The sequence below is a fragment of the Arachnia propionica genome (genome assembly GCF_037055325.1).
In the GTDB taxonomy this organism is placed as follows: domain Bacteria; phylum Actinomycetota; class Actinomycetes; order Propionibacteriales; family Propionibacteriaceae; genus Arachnia.
Window position 1 is genome coordinate 2525528 of record NZ_CP146373.1, and the last position, 19754, is coordinate 2545281.

Sequence of the window (19754 nt, forward strand, 5' to 3'; positions counted from 1 at the left end):
TCAACCGGCTTCCGGATGGGGCTCCAGGCCTGCTCAACCGGCCTGGAACCCCCGTGATAAGGATTACTTGGATGCGAGGACCTCGCCCTTAGGCCAGGTCTGCTTGATGAAGTCCTTGACCTGCTGGCTGTGCAGCAGCTCGTCGAGCTTCTTCACACCCTGGTTGGCGTTGTCCTCACGCCACACGAGAATGTTGGCGTAGGGATTGTTCTCCACCTGCTCGACCAGCAGCGCATTGCTGGTGTCCAGGTTGGCGCTGAGAATGAAGTTGGAGTTCACGAAGACCAGGTCGAAGCCCGGGTCACTCAGCAGCTGCACGTTAATCTCGGGCTGGTTCTCTTTGAACTCGAGGCCGCGGGGATTCTGCTCGGCGGTCAGGTTGAGAACGGTGGAGTCCTTGGTGAGATTCTTCAGCAGGCCGGCCTGCTCCAGAAGTTTGAGGGCGCGGTACTGATTCGTCACGTCGCTGTTGATGGCGACGACCCCGCCGTCGGGCACCGTGGACAGGTCAGTGTGTTTTTTGGAGAACACGGACAGAGGCTCGATGTGGACTCCCTCACCGTGGGAGAACTTGTAGCCCTTCTCCTTCATCTCGGTTTCCAGGTAGGGCAGGTGCTGGAAGTAGTTGGCATCCAGGGAACCGTCGCTCAGGGATGAGTTCGGGAGCACGTAGTCGTCGAACTCCGTGATCTCGATGTCGATCCCGGCATCCGCGGCGAGATTGTCGCGGACGTACTCGAGGATCTTGGCGTGCGGCACGGGGCTGGCCCCGACCTTCACCTTGGCCTTATCCGACGATGTGCCGCCACCGCAGGCGGCCAGCATCAGGGTCGCGGCCAACAAGGCCGCCAGCAGGGACAGGTGTTTACGCATGATGGCTGCGTCCTTTCCGGGCCAACCACGAGTTGGCCGCTGTTGTCACGGTGCGTCGGTTCCTTTTCAGCGGTGATCGACGCGACGGATCACCACATCTCCCAACACCTGAATGAGCTGAACCATTCCCACGAGGATCGCGATGGTGATCAGCTGCACGGATGTCTCGAAACGCTGGTAACCATAGTTGTAGGCGAGACGCCCGAGGCCACCGCCACCGATCAGTCCCGCCATGGCGGAGTAGCCGACCAGCGTGACCACCGTCGTGGTGACGGCTGCCACCAGCGACGGCGCAGCTTCCGGCAGCAGCACCTTGGTGACGGTCTGCATCCGGGTGGAACCCATGGCGTGGGCGGCATCCACCTTGCCAGGGTGGACGTCTCGCAGCGCTGATTCCACGAGCCGAGCGAAGAACGGCACGGCACCTATGGTCAGCGACACGCAGGCCGCGATCGGCCCCACCGACGATCCGGTGAGCCACCGGGTGAAGGGGATGAGGCTCAGCATGAGGATGGCGTAGGGAATGGAACGGGTGATGTTGGCGATGGTGGACAAGATGACTGAAAGCCCCGGATTCGCCACGATCCCGCCGCGCTGGGTGACGAACAGCACCACGCCGAGCGGCAGCCCCAGGACAACGGTGGCAACGCTGGAGATGCCGACCATGATGAGGGTTTCGTAGATCGCGGGTATGAGGGCCCGGACGATGTCGTCGAGGCTCAGTTCGAGGAGGGTCATCGGCCGGCTCCGTTCAGCTCGGATGTGGGGGTGCGTTTGGCATCGGCGCCGAGTTGACGCAGGTATCCCACCACTGCGTCGGGGTCGGTTCCGTCCGGCACCCGGAGTCTCAGATGGCTGAAGGTGATTCCGGCCAGGTGTTCGACGCTGCCCGCGACGATCGGGATCGTCACCCCGAAATGCTGCGATGTGAGTGCGACCACGGGACGGTCGGCGGTGCTGCCGGATGCGAGCACATCGATGAGCCGTCCGCCGTTTTCGACGCAGGGGTCGTGGGGCGGGATTCCCAGCAGCGCCTGCGACAACGATCCGTCGAGGGTGCGGATCACCTCGGTGAGCGGCCCGGATTCGACGATCCGCCCCGCCTCCAGCAGCGAGACGGAATCGCAGATGCGTTTGACCACGTGCATCTCGTGGGTGATCACCAGAACGGCCAAATCGAGTTGGGAGCGCAGATCGAGGATCAGGTCGAGGATCTCGTCGGTGGTGCGGGGATCGAGGGCGGAGGTGGGTTCGTCGCACAGGAGCACGGCGGGTTTGGTCGCCAGTGCCCGCGCGATACCGACCCGCTGCCGCTGCCCGCCCGACAGTTGCGCCGGGTAGGCGTTCGCCGCGTCCGCCAGCCCGACGAGCTCCAGCAGGTCGAGGGCACGCTCCCGGGCGGAGGCCCGGCGTCCCTGGATCTCCAGGGGGTAGGTGACGTTGCGCCACACCGTGCGGGAGTCGAATAGGTTCGCGTTCTGGAACACCAAGCCCAGGCTCCGGCGGGCGTTGCGCAGCGCGGTTGAATGGACCTTGGTCAGTTCCACGCCGCCGATTTCGATGCTTCCCGAGGTGGGGCGATCCAGCATGGCGAGACAACGCACGAGGGTGGATTTTCCGGCCCCGGAGTGACCGATGATGCCGTGGACGCTGCCCTCGGGAACGGTCAAGGAGACGCCGTCGAGGGCGCGCACCTTGCGTCCGGATTGGTGATAGACCTTGTGCAGGTCGGTTACGGTGATCAAGAACCCTCCTGGATGGTTGGCGTGCTCCTCAGGGGCCGACACATTGCATCAACCCGAAAGACCCCACATAAATTCCTGCACCGTCGCCACTGCCCGGTTCGACGGTGTGTTCAGGCCCGCACGGCTGCGGCGACATCATCGAAAATGTCGCGGTCCAGTACGGCACCGATCCGGCGGACGTCGTCGGGGTCGATGCGGATGATCCGGTTGATCCGCACCTCGCTGGGACGTCGCTGGGGGTCCCACTCCCCCGTCCCGATGTCCATCCAGCGCCGTCCGCTGCGAGCCTCCTGGACGGCGTCGCGGTCGTGGTCCTTGGAGGTCAGCAGCAGCCCGAGCAGCCACTCGTGGTCGCGACCGATGATCAGCACGGGGCGGTCCTTGCCCTCCCTGTGGTCCTCCTCGTAGGGCACCCAAGTCCAGACCACCTCACCCGGGTCGGCCTCCTTCCCGGGGGCCGGGGAATAGGTGATCCTGGGGGTGCCCTTGAAATCGCCGGGATACTCGCGGCGTCCCGATCCCCCGGTGCGGCGGGAGTCGTTCGGACGCCGCCCCGCGCTGCTGGATGTCCCCGTGGTGTGCCTCCTCGTGCTGCGGCTCCGTCGCGATCTGTTCACGTCGGGTCTGAACTGGGCCAGAAGGTCGCGAAAGATCCGTGACAGCAGGTCACCCAGCCAGTTGCTCATGGATTGAGCCTAGAGGGTCCGCACACGAGCTGCGGGCGCGCGGGGAAGGTGTTGTGGAAATGACGTCACATCACAGGAGAAATCGACTGTGAATTCCGCGGGTGTCCTCTGTGAGAGAGGCCCGCGCCCGTCCGATGGGGGGGTTCGGGCGGGCGCGGGCGTCCTTGGGTCCCGGCTAGCCGGGAGCCGGTGTCGCGGTCCGCTGCCCAGATGGGGGGAACAGGCTACGTCTCCTGCGCTCCGGCGAGACATACGTTACCGCACTCACGGTTCACAAGGAAGCCAATCGCCCCGCGCGTTAACCGTGAATAATCCTTTTGGCCTCGCCGCGTTAACCGCGATTAATCTTTCCTGCCATCTCTTTGGTCCCCCACCCGGCATTCACCTTCGTCAAGGACGCGTTTCATACCTTCGTCAGTGGCGGATTTCGTACGTCGGAGGTGGTCAGCGTCACGGCCGGATCACCGCTCCGGCTCCAAACAGCGGGCTTGACGCCGGCACCACGACCTCCCGGTCGCCATCGGAACCACCGCGGAATCCTGGTGACGCCCGAATCTTGGACGACCACCAGCGCCCATCGAGACCTTCTGCACCCGGTCACCATCCCCACGTCAATCGTTCCACCTCCCGGCCTCTTCCCGTGGGATCACCACCCGAATGGCATGATTGCCACCATGTCTGATGCACCCCTGACCGGTACCGTCGCCCTGCTCAGCGACGCCCCCCTCGAGGAACTCATCGGAGTCGTGGAGGTGCTCGCCCAGGAAGGAGTGGCGAACCTGTCGATGCCCGTCGACTCCGCGTCCCTCGAAGAACTCGTGGCTCTGTACGGTCAACGGATCAGGATCGGCGTGCACGGAGCGGTGAAAGCCCCTGCAACGCTGGCGACACAAGGGGCCGATTTCATCCTCCCGGACTTCGTGACCTCAGATATCGCAACCATCGCGGAAGCGCTCGCGCTCGCCTGTTACGCCACCGCCATGACCCCCACCGAGGTAGCAACCGCCCTGACGATGCCCGTCACCGGTGTGCAGCTGCGTCCCGCAGAGGTCGTGGGACCCACCATGGCCGAGCACCTGCAACACATGGGACTGATCGATAAGACGATACCGAGAGGCGGGTTGATCCCCTTCACGGCCAAGCAGTGGCTGAGCGCAGGGGCTCCCGCGGTGTGTGTAGGCAGACACCTGATCGGTGACGCCCTCAAAGGAGGAGACCTGGCAGCCCTCCGCGACCGCTGCCGCAACCTCCGGAACTAGGTCGCGCCACAGTCGTCGGAGCCGCATTCAGCGGGGCTCGAGGAGTCCCGACGACCTTCCCTCACATCCCGCGACGCGGTTTCGGATCGCCTCCATGACGCGGCTGCGGACCCTGTGGCGGTTCCTCATCACGCAGCCTGACCTGAGTGATCTCCGAGTCCGTGAAATCGTCCCAGTCCTCCCCGGGAGAACGCGGTTCGGGTGGCACGACGCTCTCACCTTCACGGAACCAGCCGGTCGGCATGGTCCGCGTCTCCTGCTGGGACACGACCCCCTCAGCGGCATCAGAGCGAAAAGCCTGGTCGCCTTCGGAGGTGAACCGCACCTCGGTCTGATCATTGAGTCCGAGCTCTGGCTCAGATTCCATCGCATCCTCCGGGAGCTCGTCGTCGAGCAGCTCCCCGTCACCGATCAACCCGAGCGTCCCCTCGTCGGCCTCCCTGCGTCGGGATCGGACGATGAGGGCGAGCACCACCAGGGCGGCTGCCGCGACGGTGACAACCCCTCCCCCGATGAGCAGCCACAGCAGGGAATCGCCGCGACTCTCGCTCTGCGCAGTCCCCGCAGACGGCGTCCCAGAGCCGACGGGGCCTCGCGTGCTGGCCGTCGGCGAAGGAGGCGGCGGAACAGTTTCCTGCGCGCTCTCCCCCTCGGTTGGAGTCGGACTGCTCTCGGCGACGGGGGCCTCAATGGTGATCTTTTTCTCAGCCGACCCCGCCGGCAGACCGGCGGCACCGGCGAAGGTTGCGACCAACTTCCCCTCCCCCACCGTGGCACTTGCTGGGATCTCCACGGAGCCGTCGAAGTTTCCATTCGCATCGGTTTGGAGGGTGTAGTCGGACAGCGCGGCGCCGTCGTAGGAGAAACTCACCAGCGCGCCCGAGACCGGCCCACCCGTGGCGGCCTTGACGCTGCCCATCACCCTGACGATGTCCCCCGGGGTCGCACTCGCCGGCTCGGCCTCCAAGGTGACCGCGGTTGCACTCTGGTTCGCAAACTCAATCCGCGAATTCTGTGCCGTTGGGGCGTGCTGGGCGTCCCCGGCATAGGTGATGACGAGCTCCTGGGGGCCTGAAATCTTGTCAGCCGGAACGTTGAACTCCATAACGAAAGCGCCATTGCCTCCGCTGACAACGGTTTGCAGCGGCTGCCCCGCGACGCTGGCTGTCAGCTGCCCACCGCCCACACCCTGTCCGGAACTGTCCAGCAGGAGCCCCTGCACCTTGACATGACCTGTGGTGTCCACGGCAACGTTGCTCTGGATCTGCGTGGGGGCCGGGTCCGCCCGGGCGTTGAGACCCGGCAGAACCAAGGCCAGCAAGGTCGCCAGCAGCAGGCTCAGAGCCGTTCGTCTCGCCCGCAAGGTCGGTGAACTCATTCGGTTTTCCTTTTCAGGAGGGTCTTGTGCAGATTACCGGGAAGGGTCACAGGGTGTCATGGCGCCTGTACCACCAACGCCGGACCGTGGGGTGAGTGTTCTGCCGCGGGCTCACGCCCACTCACCCCCCAACAGCTGCCGACACCCCGTCGCCAAGCCTGCCTTCCAGCCTACCGTCTGCCAGCACCATCCCAGAAGCCGCATTGAGGTGATGGGATGACGTGAACTTTCGGACATGGGATGATACTTCCGACACTCAGTTCAGCTGTGCACCGTTTGTACAAACCGCAACCACAACCTATCCTGAGAGAAGTTCAGGTATTTCTAAGAAATGAGGGGATCCATGGCAAAGGCACGCCGCGCCTTCCTGGAGGAGGACGACTACGACGTCCTCGACATCACCCCTTCCGCCGTCACTTCCCCACGACGGGAGGCAAAGCGACCGCGCATCCTCGGCAGGGTACTGGCCCCCATCGCGCTGTCAGGCCTGGTTGTCGCAGGCTCCTTCGCAATAGCGAGCAGAGGAAACTCCGACAAGGCCGCCGCCCCAAGCTACGAAACCACTGACCTCGGCGTGAGCCGCGGAGGAGAACGCGCTCCCCTGGCCTCGGCATCCCCATCTGGTGATACCGAAACCAGCGCCCCGGCCCCGCTGCCGACTCCGACCGAAACCCCCGAGGCAACGCCAACGGAGACCGCAACCCCCACCGAGGAAGCCACCGCATCTGCTTCCCCGACCAAGACCTTCGACCCCTCCGAACTCGGAGAAAAAACAGGCGAGATGTACATCGCATCCTCGGCCAACGTGCGCACCGGACCTGGATCCGATTACGACGTACGAACCACGCTCGATGCGGGGCTGGCCGTGACGGTAACGAACGTCACCTCGAACGGCTGGCAGCAGATCTCCTACAAAGGCCGCGCAGGCTGGGTGAAGTCCGATCTGCTCACCTCCAAGAAACCTGAGACCCCGTCCGCCTCTCCCTCCAGCGAATCCGGTGGCTCCGGGTCCGGCGGAGGCGCTTCCTCCGGCGGCACCTGCTCGTCCTCCTCGGCGAAGAGCATCGAATCCGGACTCACCTCGAAGTCGATCTCCGTGCTCCACGCCGTCTGCGCAGCCTTCCCGGACGTGAAGTCCTACGGTGGCTACCGCAATGATTCCGGATACCACGGCCAGGGCCGGGCCATCGACGTCATGGTCTCCGGCGACCGGGCCTGGGAAATCGCTCGCTGGCTTCGCGAGAACGCCAAGAGCCTCGGTGTCATCGAGGTCATCCACGCCCAGAAAATCTGGACCACGCAGCGTTCCTCCGAAGGCTGGCGCTCCATGTCGGACCGCGGGTCGGCCACCGCGAACCACTACGACCACGTCCACATCTCCGTCGGCGGCTGACGAACACCCTGGCCTCCCCTCGGGGAGAAGGCACTACACATCCGCCCCGCGGGGAGCTGCCCCAACCACCCGCGCGTGCTTGCCCCGCGCGGCCCGAGACAGCAGGCGCCCTGTCGCTTAGGAGACCCCGTTGAACTCGTAGAGTCGCCACGCCGCACCTCGACCATCGCGCCACTCACGCTTCAGGGTCGCAACCCCGGAGCCGTCCTCATGGATTCCCGGGTACCGCAGCGCCACCGCGTCGGCGGTTGAGAACGCAGGGTCGATCACGAGAGCGTAGCGGACCCTCCCGTCGACAGGGTTGCTCAGCTTCTCCTCGAAATCCCGGTCCGGGGTGATGACGAACTGCTTGGGGTTCCTACTGGCCAAGACGATGGGGAAGGAGTAGGCGACATCCGTGATCACGCTGCCCTCGGGCAGATCCAGGGAGTCGAGATAGGCCGCCACCTGATCCTGCATGACGTACTGGCCACCCTGGGCGACCGAAAGAACCAGACTCTCCTCCCGAGCCAGTCGGGAATCCAGTGATGCCCACCACGCAAGAGGAAGGGGAGCAAGGACGGCAATCAGCACCGTCCAAGCCGTGACCTTCCGAAACGTCAGGCGCTCTTCTCCCCCTCGCAGGGCGGCCAAAATGTATCCGGCCATCACCACCCCCCAGGGAATCGCCATGAGCTGGAATCGGAGCCATCCGAAGGACGATCCGCTCATGAAGGCCAACTCGTCGAAGGCCAGGATTCCCCCCAGGACGGCGGCGGATCCGAGCACACCGGCATCTCGTCGCAGTACAGCGACCACCATGGCGATGATCACGAACAGGAGTGCAAAGGGTGCTACTGCGAACAACTGGGCGGCCAGGTAGGCCAGGATCCCCTCGAGGTTTCCGCCCGTGACGTTGTCGATGGCCTCCCGGGCGCTGGTGACCTGCGCCGTGTTCCCGTACAGCGACGTGTAGGTCGCGAACCACGACCCCGCCACCAGACGCGAGGCCAGCGCCCACGCCCCGAAGGAGGCCGCGAAGGGCCCCCCGACCAGGAAACAGTCCAGCAGGAAGATCGTCTTGGCTCGCCGCCCGCCTCTGGAGCGCCACAGGCTGACGCCAAAGACGATGAGCACGGTGGCAAGCGCAGCCGCCACCGCTTCGTAACGCACCAGATAGGCCAGGCCGAGTCCGAAGCCGGCGTGCGCGAGGTGCCAGGGATCATCCTTCCGGAGCCAACGCGTCAGATGCAACGTCGTGTAGAGAGCAATCGCCAGGAACATGGATTCGCTGGCCCCCGTGGCGGCTGAGAGCAGGATGAGTGGCTGGATGGCCAGGATGCCCGTCAGAACCATCCCGGCACCTCGCCCCACCCCGAAAAGAGTGAGAAGCCGGCGGGCGAACACCATCGCCATAGCGCCACAGATTGCCGAGACGATGACCCCGGCAAACGCCTTGGAGGCCAGCACGGGGATCAGGGGCGAGAGAAGGAGCAGGGGAATCACCGCCAGCGAGGGCAACGGATTCCAGACGAACCCGATGGCCGCCAGGTGGGGATCCCGACTGAAAACCACGTAGTAGCCGTTGGCGACCCGGCTCATGGAGTCGGGAAAGATGATGTTCTGGCTGGTCAGCCAGGCCCCGACCCCTAGGTAAAGCAACAACGCGAGAATGGCCACGATCCAGTCGTCGGATATCCGCAGACGCCCATCCTTCCCGTCCTTCATCTTCATACCCTTCATCACGCACCCCCCGGATCAGAAGCCGCCTGGCTGGGTTCTCCCCCGAGCGGCGGTGGGCTGGTTTTCGTATGAAGGCCGTGTGTCGTCTTCTCCCAGTAGGAGGGGTTACGAATCAGCTGCACGACGGCCTTGACCGCGGCAACCCACATCAGCAGCCAGTACGCGGGCACCAGCAGCGCGGGCACCAGCAGGTCGGGACGTTCCATGACACGAGCCACGTACAGGCTCATGTATGTGACGAGGAGGTTGCCCACCACCATGCACATCAACCCCAGGTGGTAGATCCCAGGCGGGAACAGCCCGGCCACGATCGGGGACTGGGATGTGAACCAGATCAGGGTGAGAATCCAGAACACACCGTTGAGGACGCTGAGCAGAGGGGTTCCGGCGATGAAGATGACCATGTCCGCCACGGCCCGCCATCCGAGCTGCCTGGTGACCAGGCGCGGCGATCGCATGTGCACCAGGAAGGTTTGCAGATAGCCCTTGTACCAGCGGCTCCGCTGCCGAACCCAGTTGATCAGGTCCGGGTTGGCCTCCTCAAGAGTCGTGGAATCGAGCACGCCGACCCGGTATCCGGCCCTGTGCAAGCGGAGTCCCAGGTCGGCATCCTCGGTGACGTTCCACGGATCCCATGCCCCGACGGCCTTGAGCGCCATCACCCGGAAATGATTGGACGTGCCCCCGAGCGGAATCGGGGCGGAGATCCCCACCAGACCGGGAAGCATATTGCCGAACCATGCGCCGTAATCCAGCGTGAACCAGCGTGTCAACAGGTTCTGCCGCGAGTTGTAGAAACCCAGACGTGCCTGCACACATGCATAGTCCGTCCCCAGTCTGTCCAGGGCCAGGACGGCTTTGCGCAGCTGGAGCGGATCGGGCCGGTCCTCCGCATCGAAGATCGTGCACAGCGTCCCGCGCGCGGTCAGGAGACCGTAGTTGCAGGCCTTCGGTTTCGTCTGGGGTTCGGCCTTGGGAACCTGGATCACGGTCAGGTGCGCCCGGGGGCGCAGCCTGCTGGCTGCAGCAATGGTCTCGGTGTCATCAGCCTCCAGCAGAAGCCGAATGTCCAGCTTTTCCCTGGGATATTCGATGCGTTCCAGGGCCTCGACCAGTTCCTCAATCAACGGCTCCTTGAAAACCGGGACAAGCACCGTGTAGACGGGAAGCTGAGCATCAGGGAAAGCCCGGGCATCTTCGTCCGTGATCTTCACCATTCGCTCTCCCCGGGCACCGTGCCTGAAGAGCAGAAACCGGAACCCGAGTGCCCAGATGTAGGAAGCAGTCGCCAACGCCACCAGCACCACAGCGGTGATCCACGGCAGAAAAATCAGACCGACCAGGAACAGCACCACGACGGAGACGAGAATCCCCCGCTGCCACCGGGCCAGAACACTGTGCGCGGAATACGCGGGAGAACGATATTCCAAAGCATGACAGGCCACGTCCAAGACTTGCTCCGGAGCCACCAGGTTCGAATCCGGAAATGGCGCCGGCACCTCTTCGGCTCGGGCGATCGCTCTTCTGCCCGGTGCATGTTTGACCGACCGGGACGTCACAGAATCACCCCGATCCGCGAAAGGACGATGACGAGAACCAGCGCCACACCCACAGTGACGTAACGCGAGACTGGGATGTGGATCAGCTGATCAGAGGGAGCCCATCCACGACGGAACAAAACCGTGCCAACAACGCTCACCCACACGATGGCAACAACGATCAGGGCGATCAGGCGAGCCGGTGGAGGCAGCAACCACGCCAGAGCGGGCAGAGCTGCAGGGCACACCCACATCATGGCCCGGGTACCACTCACTATCAGCATGCACGTCGCCAGACAGAGGAGCCAGGCAATGGTGACGACCGTCGGATTACCGGCAGTTGGCCACTGCCGGAGCACCCAGATCCCCGCTCCAAACAGGATGACCGCGAGGATCAGATCGACCTCCCGATCGTCGATCCTGGGCTGTGTGCGACGAACGCAGAGCAGGACCTCGGCAACCAGCAGCGATATCAACCAGCCGATCCACAGCTCTGGCAACGCGGATGAATCTGGAATCGCCGCCGCAATCAACACCCCACACAGAAATAAGAAGACTGCATGTTCCCTTATTCCATACAGCGCGGCGATCACCCCGGGTCCTCTTCCCTGAAATTTTGTCACCTTGTTTACGGCTCCACCCATTGACGCGACGACCTCCTATGACGCTTTGGACACGACGTGAGGAATACGCTTCGCCTTCGACCGGAAGAAAGAAAACAGCCACGCCGCACGACTGATCAACAGTCGCTCCCGGTCCACTACGAAGGTAATACTCCTCGCAACCAGTGGTTAGGGCGCATCAAACGGGGGGATGCGACCATGATCATCATAACCATAATCCCCCACGAACCAAGGGACCTAGATTTCCCTAACCAAAGGCATTCAATGCCCTGACCAAAGGACATATATTTCATTGGCCGAAAGTATCGCCTCCGCCCGAATCACCCTTCGACAAGTCACGCAGGAAAACCAGCGCCTGGTGAGCGTCGCCGACGGATAGATCCCCCTGAATTCGCGGCTCCATTACGAATTCCTCGGGCTATTGAAAGCCTATCGGGCGACATGAATGCGGTATTTTCACCATCATTTTCCCACAGCGAAACACGCCGGTCACGACGCCGGGTCACGGTCACAGAAGCGTACGATCGCCCGGTCTGGCGCTCCACAGCGGGGCGAGATTTCCACAACAGGACCTAAGCTGGTGCCATGATCAAGCCGGTTGACGCCACCACCACTGCTGCCTGGGATGAGCTGGACGAGCTCGCCGACAATGCCGAACTGGATCTTCGCAGAGCTTTCGCCGACGACCCGGAGCGGGCCGCCCGTTTCACGCACACCGTCGGGGACCTGCACGTCGATCTGTCGAAAAACCTCATCAACGACGACGTCGTAGCGGCGCTGCTGCGGCTCGCAGAACAGACCGACGTAGCTGGCCGCCGGGATGCAATGTTTCGCGGCGAGCACATCAACATCACCGAGGACCGTGCGGTGCTGCACACCGCACTTCGGCTGCCTCGCAACGCGGAATTGACGGTTGACGGGCAGGACGTGGTGGCAGATGTCCACGACGTGTTGGAGAAGATGTTCGCCTTTGCCGACAAGGTGCGTTCTGGCGAGTGGGTGGGGGTCACGGGCAAACCGATCCGCACCGTAGTCAACATCGGCATCGGTGGTTCCGATCTCGGACCGGCGATGGTCTACGAGGCACTGCTGCCGTACAAGCAGCAGGGCCTGGAGTGCCGGTTCATCTCAAACATCGATCCGACCGACTGTTTCGTCAAGACCGCGGACCTGGATCCCGAAACCACGCTTTTCATCGTCGCGTCCAAGACCTTCACCACCCTGGAGACCCTCACCAATGCACGCATGGCCCGCACCTGGTTGCTGGATGCACTGGTCGCCGCAGGTTCCATCGAGGACACCGAACAGGCGCGCCGGGACGCGATCGCACAACACTTCGTGGCTGTGTCCACCGCGCTGGACAAGGTGGCAGAGTTCGGCATCGACCCGGCCAACGCCTTCGGGTTCTGGAACTGGGTGGGTGGCCGCTATTCCGTGGGGTCGGCTGTCGGCCTGCCGGTGGCGATCGCGATCGGTCCCGACGGTTTCCGTGACTTCCTGGCCGGTTTTCACACCGTCGACCAGCACTTCTGCACAACCGATCCGGCACACAACGTGCCGCTGCTGATGGGGTTGTTGAACATCTGGTACGTCAACTTCCTGGGCGCCACCAGTCACGCGGTGCTGCCCTACGCCCAGTACCTTCACCGGTTCGCCGCCTACCTGCAGCAGCTGACGATGGAGTCGAACGGCAAATCGGTGCGCTGGGATGGTTCTCCGGTGACGTGCGAGACGGGCGAGGTGTTCTGGGGCGAACCCGGCACCAACGGTCAGCACGCCTTCTACCAGCTGATCCACCAGGGCACCCAGCTGATCCCCGCCGACTTCATCGCGGTCGCTAATCCGCCGCACGCGATCAAGGATGGCGACGTGGATGTGCACGGAATGCTCCTGGCGAACTTCTTCGCCCAGACTGCGGCGCTGGCCTTCGGGAAGACCGAGGAACAGGTGCGCGAGGAGGGGACGCCAGAAGAAATCGTGCCGGCACGGGTGTTCTCCGGGAACCGGCCCACCACCTCGATCCTGGCGCCCGCACTGACGCCGTCGGTGATCGGACAGCTGATCGCGCTGTACGAGCACATCACGTTCGTGCAGGGAATCGTGTGGGGCATCGACTCCTTCGACCAGTGGGGCGTCGAGCTCGGCAAGAAGCTGGCCCTGGAGATCGCGCCAGCGGTCTTCGGCGACACCCACGCCCTGGCCGCGCAAGACGCATCCACCCGGGCGCTGGTGTCCTGGTATCTGGAAAACCGGCGATGAGCTCCAAAAAGAAGGCGGGCAAACCGCGTCGTCGCCGCCTGGAAGTGGCGGCGGCCATAGCCCTGAGCGTCACGCTCGGCCCGATCCTGTCCGGGGTTTTCATGGTGGCCTCGGGCAGCGCCGACCGGATCTACAGGACGGGCGACGACATCCCAGCCCGGGATGTCATCATGGTGCTGGGCGCCAAAGCCGACCCCGGACGCCCGTCGGGGTTCCTGACGGCCCGCCTGAATGTCGCCATCGAGCTTTTCACATCGGGCAGGGGCAAGGTGATCCTCGTCACGGGAGCCAACACTGCGGAGAGCAATTACGAGACCCAGGTGATGGAAGACTACCTCGTCGCTCAGGGTATCCCCGCGGGCAGGATCGTGCAGGACATCGCCGGCTATGACACCTATGACTCCTGCATCCGGGCCCGCGACGTGTTCGGGGTGCGGGAGATGACGGTGGTCTCTCAGACCTACCATCTGCCGCGCACGATAACCACCTGCCGGGCTCTGGGGGTCGACGCCATCGGGGTGGGTGACCTGACGGCCCAGCGGAACTGGCCTGCGCTTTACCTCCACGGGGAGCTGCGCGAGTTCCCGGCGTACGTGAAGATGCAACTCGATCTGCTGCGCGGGGCCAAGGCGACGCAGTCACCGCCGAGCACCGCCATCCAGGACGCGCTGAAGAACAACTGAGAAGGATCTACTGCCGTCCCGCACGGAATGCCGTGAGATCTCCCTTCTTGCTGCAGACAATCAGCAGATCCCCCACAATTCTGTATGTGGTGTAGTCCCCGACAAAAATGGGGTCTGCTGCTTGGCCCGTCACCATATCAACGAGGTGAAAGGCGCTCTCCTCTTTCTCATACTCATAGAATGCGACAATCTGCCCCTTTCCCGAACGATGCGCAGCTTGTTCGGCGGACGCCGCTTCACACATACTGCCCGTTTCTTTGGGCCAAGCAGCTTTCTCACGAATCTTTATTTCTTTGTTGTTTACCGTGATGGTTTTACACGACTCTTTGCTTGGCAGGGAGTACACAGCCGGAGCCCATGAAGCGTCCCCATCCTTGAACCATTTGCTTGCCTGATCAAGAGTGAAGGTCGTGGGGGACCAGGGGTAGCTTGAAGGCCGCCTGTCCTCGTCAAAGTCAAAAGTTTCCTTGGGCGTGCCGTCAAAATCATAGAGAACAGTCTTTGTCAAACGACCGGTAGCGTTCAGCGAAGTTTCACCGAAGGCGAACCATCCGTCGTCCAGCGCTTCTGGTGTTCTGAGTCCACTTCCTTCGAGAGGTTTTGCATTCCCGTTCTCGAGATCTATGACAAAATATTTGTGGCCATCGCTATAGGAGTTTGTTCCGTTACTCATGGCGAGCACATGGTTTTTCACTTCCTCGCTCAACCATACATGCACAGGATTGGTCGCCGGGACAGTATTTTCCCATTTCTTGCTCGTCAGAGACTCCCACATTGTGCATGTCGTCTTGATGCAGGCGATCACGCCTTTCTTCGATGCGGCAGTCGTAGCTCCGGCACCCCAGGGCGCTGTGACATGCTCGCGAGTGTTGATATCGATCAGAGTGTTCTGGACGATGAGCCAGTTTCCCCAGACAGACGTACCCCACTCGTCGTATCCTTCGACCGTTTCCTGCCAGAGCTGTTCAGGCCTTCCATCACCTAGCTTGAAGACCGTAATTGTGGTAGACCCAGTAGTGCTGCTGTCGGTTATGTGAATGAGTTTGTCATCCACGACCATGATGTACGGACTCTTGTCATGGCTTGGGGATTCCAGATTCCACACCTTCTCGTGGCCTTCAAACCATGCACTCGACCACACCCTGCTGTGGTTCATGCCACCCTGGTCGTTCTTGTTTTGCAGCAGGAAAGACGCTCCGACGGCACCTCCTGTAATCAGGACGACCGCCAACGCAATCAACGAAACTACCAGCCCAGCTCTTCTCTTCTTCTGAGGAGGAGCGCCCCAATGTCCAGAAACGTTCTGTGGGGGAACAGGTCCAGGCACAAAGCTGTTTCCAGGACCACACGGGTATTGGCCAACAGCATACGTTCCTGCCGACGGCAGGGGCGGCATGTGCGCAGACTGATTCGGATTGCAGTCTCTGTGAGGAGTCGGGGGCTGCTGCGGCACTGTCATGCCATTTATAGTTACATGACGGCGGTTCAACCACGATCAGGTTTCCACCAGAAAACGTAAATGCTGTGACTGGGATTCTCGGGTGGCCAGGGCCGGGGTCGAACCGGCGACCTTTCACTTTTCAGGCGAACGCTACTACCAACTGAGCTACCTGGCCGGTGGGTGGCCTGTAGCTCACCCAGCGACCCCGACGGGACTCGAACCCGCGACCTCCGCCGTGACAGGGCGGCGCGCTAACCAACTGCGCCACGGGGCCAATTTCTTGACCTGCTGGCTCTCACCAGCCCGGGTAACTCTAGCGGCACTCCCCGGTTTTGGGAAATCGGGATTTTCACCGCTCTGCAACCCGGTTCAGGGGCTCCACACAGGAGTCTCCCTGGCATCCCCAACGGGATTCGAACCCGTGTTGCCGCCGTGAAAGGGCGGAGTCCTAGGCCGCTAGACGATGGGGACCGGCCCCGAGAAGAATAGTGGCGATCCGCCGCGCGGGCAAGCCAGCCTGCCCAACACCATCCATGGACCAGCGGTTGCCCTCGAGGTGGTCGCTGTCTCCGGTTGGTTGGTCTGGCCGAACCACTGACCCGCCGTGTCCCGGGAGTAGCCTTGTTCTTCGTGAGCAGGAGAGTCGCCACCCCGATGTGCCCGTTGCGTCCCGGCGACCCCTGCGGATTGTGCGTTCCCGGGGCTGACGGACCCCACAACTGCCCGACGGTACGCCTCGTGTTGGAAGACCCCGAGATGCGGGAGATGTGGCTGGCGAAGAAAGCCGAGAAACGCGCCGCTGCCACGTGACCGCAGGGCCCGCGCCTCGCCGCCGACGAGCGCGGGACCTCCGGATCACGTCGCTGAAAGCCTGACGGCGGACGTCGCGATCCGACTCAACCACTTTTGCGTAAAACGGCTTCGACGTGACCTCGCTCACGGTCGGCCCACCCGGCTTCAGGAAACACGATCCACACCTGGGGTACCACCGCATTCAGCGATACCCCAGGCACAGCTCTGGATTCAGGCCGGGCAGGAGGTGCCATCAGCTGGGGCCTCGCCGGTGGCGAAATATTTCACCACCGCCTCATCGACGCATGTGCTCTTCCCCGCGAAGGCAACCGCATGCCCCGAGCCCTCCCAGGTGAGCAGCGTGGCGGAGTCGAGCTGCTTGGCCATGGCAACGGAGTTGTCGTGTGGGGTGACGGGGTCAACCGTGGCTCCGATCACCAGAATGGGACCGGCCCCCTTGGCAGTCAGTGTGAGATTGGGCGCGGAATCCGCGCTCCAGTACTCACACATTGGGAGCGTCCCGAGATTGGCAGCAAACACCGGGGCCTCCGCCGCTTTGTCGGAAACTCCCTTCTCGGCGACCTCGATACCCCGGTCGGGGCGGTCGACGCAGAAGATGGCGGAGGAAGCGTAAGTCCTTGTCGTCCACCCATTCCCATCATGACCGGTCATGATGCCGAAGTACGTGAGCATCTCCGCTCCGTCACCATCCATGGCGCGCTGAAGGGCGGTCGCCAGCTGCGGATAGGTCGACTCGGCGCCGTACAGCGCCGCCCCAAGGCCGAGAGTCGCCACCGACTGCGTGAGCTTCCGCTCCCCCACGGCCACGGGGGTCGCGTCGAGGCCCTTGAGGAAGGCATCGATGCGGCTGAGCACGGCATCGCGATCCTCACCGAGGGAACAGGACGCCTCCCCCGCACACCACTCGGCAAAACGCTGCAACGCCTTCTCAAAACCCCCAACGCCCAGCAGGGGCGAGGAGGGAACGGAAATGTCAACGGCGGAGTCGAGAACCAGATGTCCGGAACGCTCCGGGAACAGCTCCGCATAGGTCGCACCGACGAAGGTGCCATACGACCACCCGAGATAGTTCAGTTTCTCCGCACCGAGAAGATGCCGCAGCAGGTCGAGGTCGCGGACGTTCTCGATGGTGCTCAGGTGATCCAGCAGCTCACCCGAGGCGTCCCGGCACTGCCTGGCGAAAGCCTTCCACCCTTCCCGCTTCACCTGCTCCTCAGTCTCGTCATCGGGGGTGCTGTCGGACAGGAAGGCAGCGTCCGTCTGTTCCGTGGTGCCGCATTCCACGTGGGTGGATTCCCCCACCCCCCGCGGATCCCAACCAACCAGGTCGTAGCCGGGAACGACATCGACGGGCAGACCCTGGATGGTGGGACGCGCTGATACACCGGGCCCGCCGGGGTTGAAGAACAACGGCCCCTTCGACGGATTCGCCGATGGTTTCCGCGTCAACGCGATGTCCAACGACGCCTTTCCCGGATTCTCCCAGTCGAGTGGCACCTTCATCGTCGCGCACTCAACACCCTCGCCACACGCCTCCCACGTGATCGTTTGCTGCGCATATGCCGAAAAGTCATCACCCACAGCGGCGGGCAGTGTCACCGATGGCGTACCGCTGCCCTTGTAGCCGAGCTGGCGATCCATGTTCTGCCCCTCCACGGCAGGCCAGGTCTCATGTTCCGAGACGGGCGTGTCCGGCGCCCCGGGCTGTCCCTTGGGCTGTGTGGTTGACGCCACCGAAGAGGTCGGCGAGGGGGACAGTGGGGCCGGGTACGTGGTCGACGAGGACGGCGACACCTCCGGCGACACGACGCCGGAGGCCACCTCCGAGGGCGACGTGGTACCGCTGGTCACCGGGGACGAGCTTCCGTTGCTCCCCGCAGCGTCGCAGGCGACCAACGACACAGTGGTCGCAATGGCCGCCAAACCCGCCAGGGACCGTAGCGAAAAGAGTTTTCTCATGACTTCTCCTTGCCGGGCCAACTGGCCCGGTAGCCTGCGTTGAAAGCCGGCAGCCCTCACGAGCCTCTCCCTGCCGCCAGCCACTCGGAACGTTACGAGAACCCGCGGCCCCACGCCATCGCATTTTCCCCTGGGAACCCCCTGAATTCCCAGCCGACAACCCTGTGCAGCCAGCCCCAGTCAGCCGTAGGTGGCGAGCCAGCGTCGGGTCTCGTCGAAGAAACGGTGGCGCGGCTCCTCCAGCGACAACACCAGGTCGTGCCTGCCGCCGTGGACGCGGATGAGGGTGACGTGGTCGCCGAGCTGCGGGGCCCGCGCAGCCAAGGCGTCGACGTCGAGAACCACATCCGCGCGGTGCATGTCGTTGTTCCAGGTGCGGGAGGGGTCGCTGCGATCGCTGATCAGCATCAGCACCGGGACCTCGATCCCGAGGCCAGCTGCCACCGCCGCGTGGCCGCGCATCACCGCCGACATCCAACCGACCCGGGGCAGGAAGGCCGGATCCCCTTTGAGGTTGTGGTTGTAGCGCCACTGCCCCTCCTCGTCGGCGGAGATGGAGCGGCGGTAGAGACCCAGTTCGGGCAGGGGAAGCGCTCGGGTCGGGGAGAGCGTCCCCACCGCACCGAAGGCTGCGGCCAGAGCGGGACGCCACGCCTGAAGGCTCGGCAACTCGAGCCATGGCGAGTTCAGCACCACGGCATCCACCACCCCGGGGCGGTCGCGAACGAACAGCGAGACCACCAATCCACCCATCGAGTGCCCCAACAGCACCACCTGATCGTGTCCTTCGGTGCGGATCACCTCGACGGCGGCATCCAACTCCTGGTGGTACTCGGCGAGATCGGCGGTGTAGCCGGCGAGCTGCCCGTCCCGCAGCGACCTGCCGTAGCGGCGTAGATCGAGGGCGTAGAAGTCGTACCCCCAGCTCTCGAAGGCCTCAGCCAGATGGGTCTGGAAGAAGTAGTCGCTCCACCCGTGGACGTACAACACGGCACGGGAACCGCTTGGATCGGAGCGCCGAACAAGCGTGGCGACCACCTCGTGATCCGGCTCGCCCTGGTACTTCTGCGCCCCGGGCAGGGGGATGTCGAGCTGGCGGTAGCCCGGCAGCTCGACATCCGGGATCCAAGGAATCACCGATAGCAATCAGCGATGCGGATACTCGTCCTCGGCGTCGTCGTCAGTGTTGTACTGCTCCGCGAGGTCTGCGTACGCATCTGGAATGTCGGTGGTCTCCCGGGACTGGTACTTCTCGCCTCGGAGTTCACGCTCCAGAGATGCGAAATCGGTGTCCACGGAGCGATATTTCAAATCGCGGGCCACCTTCGTCTGCTTCGCCTTTGCACGGCCGCGCCCCATATGGGTCGACCCCCTCGTTCAAT

At 63.4% G+C, this 19754-nt stretch carries 18 protein-coding genes and 3 tRNA genes; 6 read left to right on the top strand and 15 right to left on the bottom strand.

Going from position 1 to position 19754, the window contains the following annotated elements; translation table 11 throughout:
• Positions 1-63 precede the first annotated feature (63 nt).
• The 4 genes from V7R84_RS11680 to V7R84_RS11695 all read right to left on the bottom strand — a co-directional run bounded on the left by V7R84_RS11680 (position 64) and on the right by V7R84_RS11695 (position 3304).
• On the bottom strand, positions 64-873 hold the full coding sequence (locus V7R84_RS11680) for a MetQ/NlpA family ABC transporter substrate-binding protein (protein WP_338569208.1): 810 nt from the start codon (positions 871-873) through the stop codon (positions 64-66).
• 66 nt (positions 874-939) lie between these two features.
• Complete coding sequence (locus tag V7R84_RS11685; RefSeq protein ID WP_338569210.1) at positions 940-1611, bottom strand: methionine ABC transporter permease; 672 nt, start codon at positions 1609-1611, stop codon at positions 940-942.
• Complete coding sequence (locus V7R84_RS11690; protein WP_338569212.1) at positions 1608-2618, bottom strand: methionine ABC transporter ATP-binding protein; 1011 nt, start codon at positions 2616-2618, stop codon at positions 1608-1610. The genes V7R84_RS11685 and V7R84_RS11690 overlap by 4 nt, the downstream gene beginning before the upstream one ends.
• 110 nt (positions 2619-2728) lie before the next feature.
• The gene (locus V7R84_RS11695) at positions 2729-3304 is read right to left on the bottom strand and encodes a type II toxin-antitoxin system PemK/MazF family toxin (RefSeq protein ID WP_338569215.1); all 576 of its coding nucleotides are present in this window, start codon (positions 3302-3304) and stop codon (positions 2729-2731) included.
• 674 nt (positions 3305-3978) lie between these two features.
• Here V7R84_RS11695 and V7R84_RS11700 point away from each other — a divergent pair.
• Entirely contained in the window at positions 3979-4563 is a 585-nt protein-coding gene (locus V7R84_RS11700) for a hypothetical protein (RefSeq protein ID WP_338569217.1), read from the top strand.
• A gap of 61 nt (positions 4564-4624) precedes the next feature.
• Here the strand turns inward: V7R84_RS11700 and V7R84_RS11705 are convergent, their stop codons facing one another.
• A complete protein-coding gene (locus V7R84_RS11705; protein WP_338569218.1) occupies positions 4625-5941 on the bottom strand; it encodes a hypothetical protein in 1317 nt (438 codons plus the stop codon).
• Between the two features lie 343 nt (positions 5942-6284).
• Between V7R84_RS11705 and V7R84_RS11710 the strand changes: the two genes are divergently transcribed.
• Positions 6285-7334: an SH3 domain-containing protein gene (locus V7R84_RS11710; RefSeq protein ID WP_338569220.1), complete on the top strand. Its 1050-nt coding sequence runs from the start codon at positions 6285-6287 to the stop codon at positions 7332-7334.
• Between the two features lie 117 nt (positions 7335-7451).
• On the opposite strand, the gene V7R84_RS11715 is transcribed toward V7R84_RS11710, so the two are convergent.
• From V7R84_RS11715 to V7R84_RS11725, 3 genes are all read right to left on the bottom strand, one after another.
• Positions 7452-9041, bottom strand: coding sequence for a glycosyltransferase family 39 protein (locus V7R84_RS11715; protein ID WP_338569223.1), 1590 nt, complete (start codon positions 9039-9041; stop codon positions 7452-7454).
• A 14-nt stretch (positions 9042-9055) separates the two neighbouring features.
• On the bottom strand, positions 9056-10525 hold the full coding sequence (locus V7R84_RS11720; protein WP_338569226.1) for a glycosyltransferase family 2 protein: 1470 nt from the start codon (positions 10523-10525) through the stop codon (positions 9056-9058).
• An 86-nt stretch (positions 10526-10611) separates the two neighbouring features.
• Positions 10612-11238: a hypothetical protein gene (locus V7R84_RS11725; RefSeq protein ID WP_338569229.1), complete on the bottom strand. Its 627-nt coding sequence runs from the start codon at positions 11236-11238 to the stop codon at positions 10612-10614.
• A 564-nt stretch (positions 11239-11802) separates the two neighbouring features.
• On the opposite strand from V7R84_RS11725, the gene pgi reads away from it, so the two are divergent.
• Both pgi and V7R84_RS11735 read left to right on the top strand, forming a co-directional pair.
• Positions 11803-13476: a glucose-6-phosphate isomerase gene (pgi, locus tag V7R84_RS11730; protein WP_338569232.1), complete on the top strand. Its 1674-nt coding sequence runs from the start codon at positions 11803-11805 to the stop codon at positions 13474-13476.
• The gene (locus tag V7R84_RS11735; RefSeq protein ID WP_338569233.1) at positions 13473-14159 is read left to right on the top strand and encodes a vancomycin high temperature exclusion protein; all 687 of its coding nucleotides are present in this window, start codon (positions 13473-13475) and stop codon (positions 14157-14159) included. The genes pgi and V7R84_RS11735 overlap by 4 nt, the downstream gene beginning before the upstream one ends.
• A 7-nt stretch (positions 14160-14166) precedes the next feature.
• On the opposite strand, the gene V7R84_RS11740 is transcribed toward V7R84_RS11735, so the two are convergent.
• From V7R84_RS11740 to V7R84_RS11755, 4 genes are all read right to left on the bottom strand, one after another.
• On the bottom strand, positions 14167-15555 hold the full coding sequence (locus tag V7R84_RS11740) for a hypothetical protein (RefSeq protein ID WP_338569235.1): 1389 nt from the start codon (positions 15553-15555) through the stop codon (positions 14167-14169).
• A 146-nt stretch (positions 15556-15701) separates the two neighbouring features.
• Positions 15702-15775, bottom strand: a tRNA-Phe gene (locus tag V7R84_RS11745).
• A 25-nt stretch (positions 15776-15800) separates the two neighbouring features.
• Positions 15801-15874, bottom strand: a tRNA-Asp gene (locus V7R84_RS11750).
• A gap of 121 nt (positions 15875-15995) precedes the next feature.
• Positions 15996-16071: transfer RNA gene (locus V7R84_RS11755), tRNA-Glu, on the bottom strand.
• 159 nt (positions 16072-16230) lie between these two features.
• Between V7R84_RS11755 and V7R84_RS11760 the strand changes: the two genes are divergently transcribed.
• Positions 16231-16410 carry a DUF6767 domain-containing protein gene (locus V7R84_RS11760; protein WP_338569237.1) on the top strand — a complete coding sequence of 60 codons (180 nt, stop codon included), beginning with the start codon at positions 16231-16233 and terminating at the stop codon, positions 16408-16410.
• Positions 16411-16623: 213 nt separating this feature from the next.
• Here V7R84_RS11760 and V7R84_RS11765 read toward each other — a convergent pair whose 3' ends face one another.
• On the bottom strand, positions 16624-18054 hold the full coding sequence (locus V7R84_RS11765) for an alpha/beta hydrolase (protein ID WP_338569239.1): 1431 nt from the start codon (positions 18052-18054) through the stop codon (positions 16624-16626).
• Between the two features lie 79 nt (positions 18055-18133).
• Here V7R84_RS11765 and V7R84_RS11770 point away from each other — a divergent pair, with 79 nt between their 5' ends.
• Positions 18134-18415 carry a hypothetical protein gene (locus tag V7R84_RS11770; RefSeq protein ID WP_338569241.1) on the top strand — a complete coding sequence of 94 codons (282 nt, stop codon included), beginning with the start codon at positions 18134-18136 and terminating at the stop codon, positions 18413-18415.
• Between the two features lie 137 nt (positions 18416-18552).
• Here V7R84_RS11770 and V7R84_RS11775 read toward each other — a convergent pair whose 3' ends face one another.
• Together V7R84_RS11775 and V7R84_RS11780 are read right to left on the bottom strand one after the other, a co-directional pair.
• Positions 18553-19509: an alpha/beta hydrolase gene (locus tag V7R84_RS11775; protein WP_338569244.1), complete on the bottom strand. Its 957-nt coding sequence runs from the start codon at positions 19507-19509 to the stop codon at positions 18553-18555.
• A 9-nt stretch (positions 19510-19518) separates the two neighbouring features.
• Entirely contained in the window at positions 19519-19731 is a 213-nt protein-coding gene (locus tag V7R84_RS11780; protein WP_338569246.1) for a DUF3073 domain-containing protein, read from the bottom strand.
• Between the last annotated feature and the right edge of the window lie 23 nt (positions 19732-19754).